Source organism: Nocardia sp. MH4, assembly GCF_019266065.1.
Classification (GTDB): domain Bacteria; phylum Actinomycetota; class Actinomycetes; order Mycobacteriales; family Mycobacteriaceae; genus Nocardia; species Nocardia canadensis.
The window spans coordinates 36762-44031 of record NZ_LPNR01000076.1 but is presented as its reverse complement, the minus strand read 5'-3'; the positions used below and the strand labels follow the sequence as shown (position 1 = coordinate 44031).

Below are 7270 nucleotides of genomic sequence, written 5' to 3'. Positions count from 1 at the left end.
GGCCCCGCGTCGCTGTCCTGCGCCGCGCCGGGGGTCGCGCGGCCGTGGTGCTGAGCTCCGGCGGCGGGCCGGGTTCCGGCGCCGTCGGCGCCGTCGTGCTGTCCGTCGGCGTCGGGGGCCGGCCGGGCGTCGGTGGCGCCGTGCTGGTGCGGCCACGCGGGGTCGTGCGAATCATGGTGTCCGGCAGCGTGTTCGGCCCACTCCGGCGGCAGGACCGGCTCCACGGGGACACCGGCGAGCGCCTCGCGCAGCACCGTCACCATCGAGGTGCCGTGCTCGGCGAGGGCGGCGACCACGTCGTGGTGTTCGCCGCGCACCAGCGCCGCGGCCGCGCAGACCGGGCACCAGGCGCAGCCGCCGAGATCGGCTTGCCCGTCGGCGGCGGTGCGGCGCAGCACCGGTTCGACTCTGGCCAGCAGCACTTCGGCCAGCAGCCGCAGCTCCTCGGTGAACTCGGCGAAGCCGTCGGGGTGGTGGCCGCGGCGGTCGGACTGGGCGTCACTACTCATCTGCGGTGGCCTTCGTGTAGTTCGGATCGGCGGGCCAGACCTGCGGATCGGGCCGGAAGCGGACCACCAGATGACCGTCGTCGAGCTCGGCGCCCGCCACCGTGCAGCGTTGCAGCACCGGCGCGAGCCGTACGCGCGTGCGCACCCCGTCGGCTCCCACGATCAGATCGTCCTCCACTCGGCCCAGCCGCAAGGTGCCGGGATCGACTACCGGCAGCCGCATCCGCATCGCGTACACGGAGTCGACACCGGAGCCCGACTCCCATCGAACCATCGGTTCGCCCGATCGCGCGCTCTGAGCGTGCGGGCCGGGCAGCGTGTCGACCGCGTAGGAGAACGCCGAGAGCGAACTCAGACCCGCCGGCTCGGCGCCCGCGTGCTGGGCGATCAGGATCGGGACATCGGTGATCTGCTCGTGCAGCCGCGCCACCACCTCGAGCTGCTCGGCGCGACGGTTGAGATACCAGTGCACGGCCGGATGGGCGTTCTCGCCGGGCGGCGGCACCTGCGGCAGCACCTTGTTCACCACGACGGCGTCCAGCCGCAGACCGAGCAGCGCGGCCGCCGAACGCACGCGCCGGGACTCGGCGACGGCCACCTGCTCGGGACCGGTGATCAGCCGGGCGCTGGTGCGGGTGCGGTCGGCGAGCAGGTCGCGAACCCCGGTGACCGCGGCGACGATCCGTTCGACCGTGGCCGCCAGCACCGCTTTGCGCAGATCGGGGCCGATCGCGCTCATCGTGCGTTCGTGGCGCGGCCAGAGCCGTTCCAGATAGGTGAGCAGGGTGTCCGGCGCGGTGACCAGGCGCAGCATGTCGGCCGAGGGCGGGCAGTCGACGACGATGACGTCCCAGTCGTCCTCCTCGGTGTACTGGGCGATCTCCACCAGCATCAGCAGTTCCTGCACGCCGGGCAGACCGGTCAGCTCGGCCGGGTCGATCGCGGTCAAGTCCACGCCGTGATCGTGGCCGCCGCCCTTGGCCAGCATCCGCACCACATCGCGGAACCGGTCCTCGAGCAGGGCGAGGGAATCGATCTCGATCACCTCGAGCCCGGGCGCGACCCTGGCCACCCCGGCGACGGTGCCCGGATCGTGCGGGAAACGGAAGCCGAGCGCGTCGCCGAGCGAATGCGCCTGGTCGAGCGAGGCGATCAGCACCCGCTGTCCGGCGCGGGCGTGGGCCATGGCCGTCGCGCAGGCCAGCGTCGTCTTGCCGACACCGCCCTTGCCGACGAACAGTTCGACGCGGGTACCGCCCGGGGCGCTCAGCCCTCGACCCGCTTCTTCAGTTCCTTCAAGGCCGTATCGGTGATCACCTTCTCGGCCTTCCGCTTGAACATGCCGATCATCGGGATGTTCAAGTCGACGGTCAGCTCGTAGACCACCTCGGTGCTGCCGTCGGGCCGTTCGCGCAGTTCGTAGCTGCCGTCCTGGGCCTTCTGCAGGTCACCGCTGAGCAGCCGCCAGCTCACCGCGTGGCCGTCGGCGCGCCAGGTGTAGGCCAGCACGTAGGTGTCCTTGACGACGCCGGCGTCGAGCACGAACCGGGCGGTCGCCGCCCGCCCGGCGGCGTCGGTGTCGAGCACCTCGACCGACTGCGCGGCCGCGACCCATTCCGGATAGGACTCCAGGTCCGCGATGACGGCCATCACCTGCTGCGACGGCGCCTCGATGACGATCGATCTCTGGGTCCGGTCGGCCATGGCGGACAACGGTTCCTTTCGTGCGGGACGAGCAGTCGGTGCCGGTGGCGTCAGGACGCCGCGGCGACCGCGGGCGCGACGCCGGCGGGTCGGCCTGCCTCGAGTCGAGCCTTCAATTCGAACGACATGTGCTTGCCCGCCACCCGGCGGGCCCGATTCGCCGCGGCCAGCGCGCGCGGGGTCAGCGGCTTGGCGGCGGTGGGCTCGGCGTGCAGGAAGTAGTGCAGGATCGCGCCCTCGGGGACGGCCTCCAGCCACACTTCCATGGTCCCGTCCAGCGGGCCCGCCACCGTCCAGCGGATGCCCTTGTCGCCGCGATCCTCCCGCACGTCGAGACGGAGATCGGGCCACCAGCGACGCCAGTTGTTCGTGGCGCTCAGCACGTCGGCGATCGCGGCGGGCGGCGCCGCGAGAAAGGTCTGATCTGCGACCTGGATACTGCTCACCTCGCTGAGCGTAGTGGACGCCACACCGGACGCGGCCGGGGTGTCACCGCAGCAGCTCCCGCAGCCGGGCGCCCTGACGGCCCCAATGCCAGTTCTGTTCCACCCACGCGCGCCCGGCGGCGCCCATGGCGGCCGCCTTGTCGCGGTCGGTGAGCAGTTCGACCAGGGCGTCGCTGATCTGCTCGGCGGAGCGGCCGTGCACGACCAGCCCGGTCTCGCCCTCCCGCACGGTCTCGGGCGCGCCGCCGGAACTGCCCGCCACCACCGGCACCCCGGTGGCCGAGGCCTCCAGGTAGACGATGCCGAGGCCTTCGACATCCAGGCCCGCGCCGCGGGTGCGGCACGGCATCGCGAACACGTCGGCGATGGTGTGGTGGGCGGCGAGCTCGCCCGAGGGCACCCGACCGGTGAACACCACGGAGTCGGAGACCCCGAGCGCCTCGGCCAGCCCCCGCAGCCGGATCTCGTAGGGGCCACCGCCCGCGATCACCAGGACCGCCCCGTCGACGCGTTCACGGATCTCGCTCATCGCCACGATCAGCATGTCCTGGCCCTTGCGCGGGACCAGGCGCGACAGACACAGCACCGTCGGCCGGTCACCGAGGCCGTAGCGAGCGCGCAGTTCGGCGCGCGCGCCCGGGTCGGGCCGGAACTCGGCCGGATCGACGCCCGGCGGCAGGTACTCGAGCGCGGCGCGCGGACCGAACGCCGAGGCGAACCGGCCCCGGGTGTACTTGCTGACATAGGTGACGACGTCGGTGTTCTCGCCGATCGAGCGCAGCACCTGCCGCGCGCCCGGCAGCATCGACCAGCCCACCTCGTGGCCGTGGGTGCTGGCCAGGATGCGCTCGGCACCCGCGCGGCGCAGCATCGGCGCCATCGCCGCCAGCGGCGCGGCCGCGCCGAACCACACGGTGTCGCAGTCGTGTTCGCGCAGCAGCTTGCCCGCGCGCTTGATCACCCCCGGCGTCGGCAGCATGAGGGTCGTCGGATGGCGAACGACGCGGAACTTCTGCGCGGCGTCGAACTTCTCGTGGCTGTCACCACGCCAGCGCGGCGCGTAGACGACCAGGTCGTCGGGCGGCAGCTGCTCGGCCAGCGCGTGCAGATAGGACTGGATGCCGCCCGGCCGAGGCGGGAAATCGTTGGTAACCAGCAGAGTTCGGGCCATAAGTGAACAACCTAATAGGTGAGTGTCACGGAGTGACTCGATGAGGGGTGGTGGTCGGGCGACGGGTGGGCGAGTGTCACGGAGTGACTCGATGAGGGGTGGTCAGACGGCGCGGCCCCGTAACCAGGCGCGCCAGCCGTCGAGCAGGTCGGTGCGCGAGGTGCCGAGTACGGCGGCGAAGGCGGCGTCCTGGGCCGCGGCGGACTGCGGGCCGGTCGCGAGCCGCTTGTACAGCGTGGTGAGGGCGGCCGGGCCGTAGCGGTCGGCGAGGAAGGCGCAGGCACTCCAGGCCGATTCGTAGGCGTAGGGGGCGTCGGTGCCGGTGAAGTCGGCGTCACCGATCAGATCGGTGGGCAGGGCGCCCGCGCGCAGCCGGGTGGTCAGCGTGGGGGCGATCTGGGAGAAGGTGCTGGCACTCGTGCGCTGGGCGACGTACTCGGCGTAGCCCTCGACCAGCCACAGCGGCGCGCCGTCGGCGGTGGCCGCCCTGGTCGCGATGTGGGTCAGTTCGTGGCGCAGCAGCGTCGCCATGCCCTCGTCGCCGACGCGGCGGCGGGCGTCGGGATTGAACACGATCCGCTGATCGGTCGGCCGGGTGCCGGGCGCGTAGGAGCCGGTGAGCGACACCGCGGCCACATCGGCACCGGTCGAGGCGCCCGCCGCCCTGGTGAGCGCGGTGAACTCGGTGGGCGTGCCCGCGACGACGATCACCGGTGCGCGATTCCAGTCGGTGCCCCAGGCGGTGCTCACGTCGGCGATCGCCGGGGCGAGTTCCTGCTCGAGGACGTCGACGTCGGTGCGGTGGCCGGAGTGGGCGACCACGAGCGCGTCGGCCTCGTCGCCCGCGGCGACCCGGCGCACCAGGATCGGCCCGAACGGCTGCAGCTCGCGGCGGACCGGGGTCAGCCGGGGGTCGTCGATGCCCTCGGTGGTGTCGAGTACCTCGGCCTCGTCGGTGGCCAGCTGTAGCGGACCGGCGTTGCGCGGCACCAGGATCAGTGCGACGCACGCCCCGGTCAACAGCGTGACCGAGGCGAGCGTGAGCGCGAATTCGAGGCGGCCGTTGGCCGAGAACCAGGATCGTAGGCCGGAGGTACGGCGGGACGGATCGGTCACCGCCGGCTCAGTATCGCCGGGCCGAGTGGAAGGGGGTGGTGTTGATCGGCGCGACGGCCACCGGGACACCGAAGGTGGAGGCGTGCACCATCATGCCGTTGCCCGCGTAGATCCCGACGTGGGAGATCTCGGGATAGAACAGCACGACGTCGCCGGGCTGCAGGTCGTCCTTGGCCACCGGGGTGCCGAAGTTCGCCTGCTGGGAGCTGGTGCGCGGGACGTTCTTGCCCACCTGCTTGAAGGCCCACTGCACGAGCCCGGAGCAGTCGAACTGGTCGGGACCGGTGGCGCCCCAGACATACGGGTCGCCGATGCGGGTCAAGGCGGCGGCCAGCGCGCTGGTGCCGCTGCCGGGGACCAGGCCCTGCAGCAGGGAGTCGCGGTCGAAGCCGGGCGGGAAGGGGGAACCGGCCAGGGTCGACTTGTCCTTGGCCGAGAGCGCGCCCCAGGCCTCGACGACCTGGGTGGTGGCCAGGCTGAGATCGTGGCGCTTGCGGTCGACGTCGGCGCGCACGGCCTCGGCGGCCGCGGTCGCGGCGCGGGCGGTGTCGGCGGCCGCGCGGGTCACCGATTCGGCGGCGGTGGCCGCGTCGGCGGCCTTCTTGAACTGGCGCACGCTGTCGGCGGTCTGCTGCGCGAGCACGTCCAGCGTGGACATCTTGTCCAGCAGCTGCTGCGGTGAATTGCTCGACAGCACCGCGAACATGCGATCGGTGCGGGCGCCGGTGTAGGTGGCGATCGCGGTGCGATCGATCATCGGCTGGAACTTGCGGACCTCGGCGCGGGCGGCGTCGGCGACGGCGGTGCTGGCGGCCAGCTTGTCGTCGGCCTCGCGCTGCACGGCCCATTTGGCGTCGAGATCGGACTGCGCGTCGAGCGAGGCCTGGTTGAGCACCTCGGCCTGCCGGGAGAGGTCGATCATCCGGGCGATGGCGTCACCGGCGGTGGTCGGCAGGGCGATCGGGTCGGCGAGGGCGGGGCCAGCGGCGTAGGTGGCGCACACCAGGATCGCGGCGGACATGGCTCCGGCGATGCCCCGCGCAACGCGTGGGTTCCGGTGGTGGTCAGTCACAGTGCGCCGTGCCCCGTTCTCTCGATGTCCGCCGATGCGGCGCCTTACCCGAACCGGATCCTCTCGTCCGGCGAGAAGGTCTCGATCAGGTTACGGAACCGCGTATGCCCGTGTCCAGTAGGCCACGGAGGGGTCACGGTGCGCCCTTCCCCGCGAACGACGCACCGTACCCGTCGATCAGAAGCGGCGAGCGCCCGCGAACGGCATCGAGGAGATCGGCGCCAGTTGGACCGGGGTGCCCGAGGTCGAGGCGTGCACGACGTTGCCGTCGCCCGCGTACAGACCCGAGTGGCCGCCGCCGTAGAACGAGACGAGGTCGCCGGGCTGCAGGCTGTCGAGGGAGACCGGGGTGCCTGCGCCGAGCTGGGCGCCGCTGGTGCGCGGCAGCTCCATGCCGGCCTGCCGGTAGGCCCACTGGACCAGGCCCGAGCAGTCGAAGGCGTCCGGGCCTGCGGCGCCGTAGACGTAGGGGGAGCCGACCTTGCTCAGCGCGGCATCGAGGGCGATGTCGGCGGCGGTGGCGCGCGGCGCGGTGAAGGCCTGCGGGACCGAGGGGGTCTCGATGCCGGGGATGCCCTGCGGCAGCGGGATCTCGTTGGGCACCTCGAAGGTGCCGATACCGGGGACAGTGACCGGCGTCGCCGACGCGGGAGCGGCCGGCAGGAGGAACGCGCCGATGGTGGCAGCGCCGACGGCTCCGGCGGCAACGGCTCGCTGCGCCTGACGCTTGACGGTGTTGGTCGCCATGATGCGGGTACTTCCAATCTGCCCCACGACGCCGGGTCCGTATGACGCGGCGGGCTTCATCCCGTTGAACCGTTCGTGGCCGTGGGGACTCCGTGAGGTCTCGAAAAGGTTACGAAGACATCACGGTGGTTTGTAAAGTCGGACATCGGTCCGAAAGGTAATTCGGGAGATCAGCCCGAACTTTGTGTGCGAGCTGCGTCACACCAATCACGAAACGATAACGCCAGGTCGACTTCGGGCGGCTTCCGGACTGCCGCCCGGCGCGTCGTGGACGGCTTGTTCACGGCCTATTGGTCTACCCCTAGGGGTGAACCCCCAGGTCGCCTCCGCGCGTCGACCCTCGAACCGGTCGGTCGACCAAGCGTGCCCGCGGGCGGCGCGCCGCCCGCTCCGGCGGCCGCCGATCGGTAATCGGTCTTACCCGATGAAATTCGGCCCGGTCATGTGATGTTCGGCAAACTGTGAGCCCGGTCTCATTCGAGTCTGATCAAGGTCATTTTGTTCG

General features: G+C 71.7%; 8 protein-coding genes. All 8 read right to left on the bottom strand.

Annotated features, from left to right (window positions below; all coding sequences use genetic code 11):
* Positions 1–509, bottom strand: a 509-nt coding sequence (locus ATM97_RS07800; protein WP_218717272.1) for a hypothetical protein, incomplete at its 3' end; no start/stop codon positions are given.
* Entirely contained in the window at positions 502–1749 is a 1248-nt protein-coding gene (locus ATM97_RS07795; protein ID WP_218717277.1) for an ArsA family ATPase, read from the bottom strand. The genes ATM97_RS07800 and ATM97_RS07795, both read right to left, overlap by 8 nt.
* A gap of 26 nt (positions 1750–1775) precedes the next feature.
* Entirely contained in the window at positions 1776–2213 is a 438-nt protein-coding gene (locus tag ATM97_RS07790; RefSeq protein ID WP_218717271.1) for an SRPBCC family protein, read from the bottom strand.
* A 50-nt stretch (positions 2214–2263) separates the two neighbouring features.
* Complete coding sequence (locus ATM97_RS07785; protein WP_218717270.1) at positions 2264–2659, bottom strand: polyketide cyclase / dehydrase and lipid transport; 396 nt, start codon at positions 2657–2659, stop codon at positions 2264–2266.
* A 43-nt stretch (positions 2660–2702) separates the two neighbouring features.
* A complete protein-coding gene (locus ATM97_RS07780; protein ID WP_218717269.1) occupies positions 2703–3830 on the bottom strand; it encodes a glycosyltransferase family 4 protein in 1128 nt (375 codons plus the stop codon).
* 102 nt (positions 3831–3932) lie between these two features.
* On the bottom strand, positions 3933–4946 hold the full coding sequence (locus tag ATM97_RS07775) for a hypothetical protein (protein WP_218717268.1): 1014 nt from the start codon (positions 4944–4946) through the stop codon (positions 3933–3935).
* 7 nt (positions 4947–4953) lie between these two features.
* Positions 4954–5967, bottom strand: coding sequence for an NlpC/P60 family protein (locus ATM97_RS07770; protein ID WP_218717267.1), 1014 nt, complete (start codon positions 5965–5967; stop codon positions 4954–4956).
* A 228-nt stretch (positions 5968–6195) separates the two neighbouring features.
* Positions 6196–6765 (bottom strand): C40 family peptidase, encoded by a 570-nt coding sequence (locus ATM97_RS07765; protein ID WP_218717266.1) that lies wholly within the window; start codon positions 6763–6765, stop codon positions 6196–6198.
* Positions 6766–7270 lie beyond the last annotated feature (505 nt).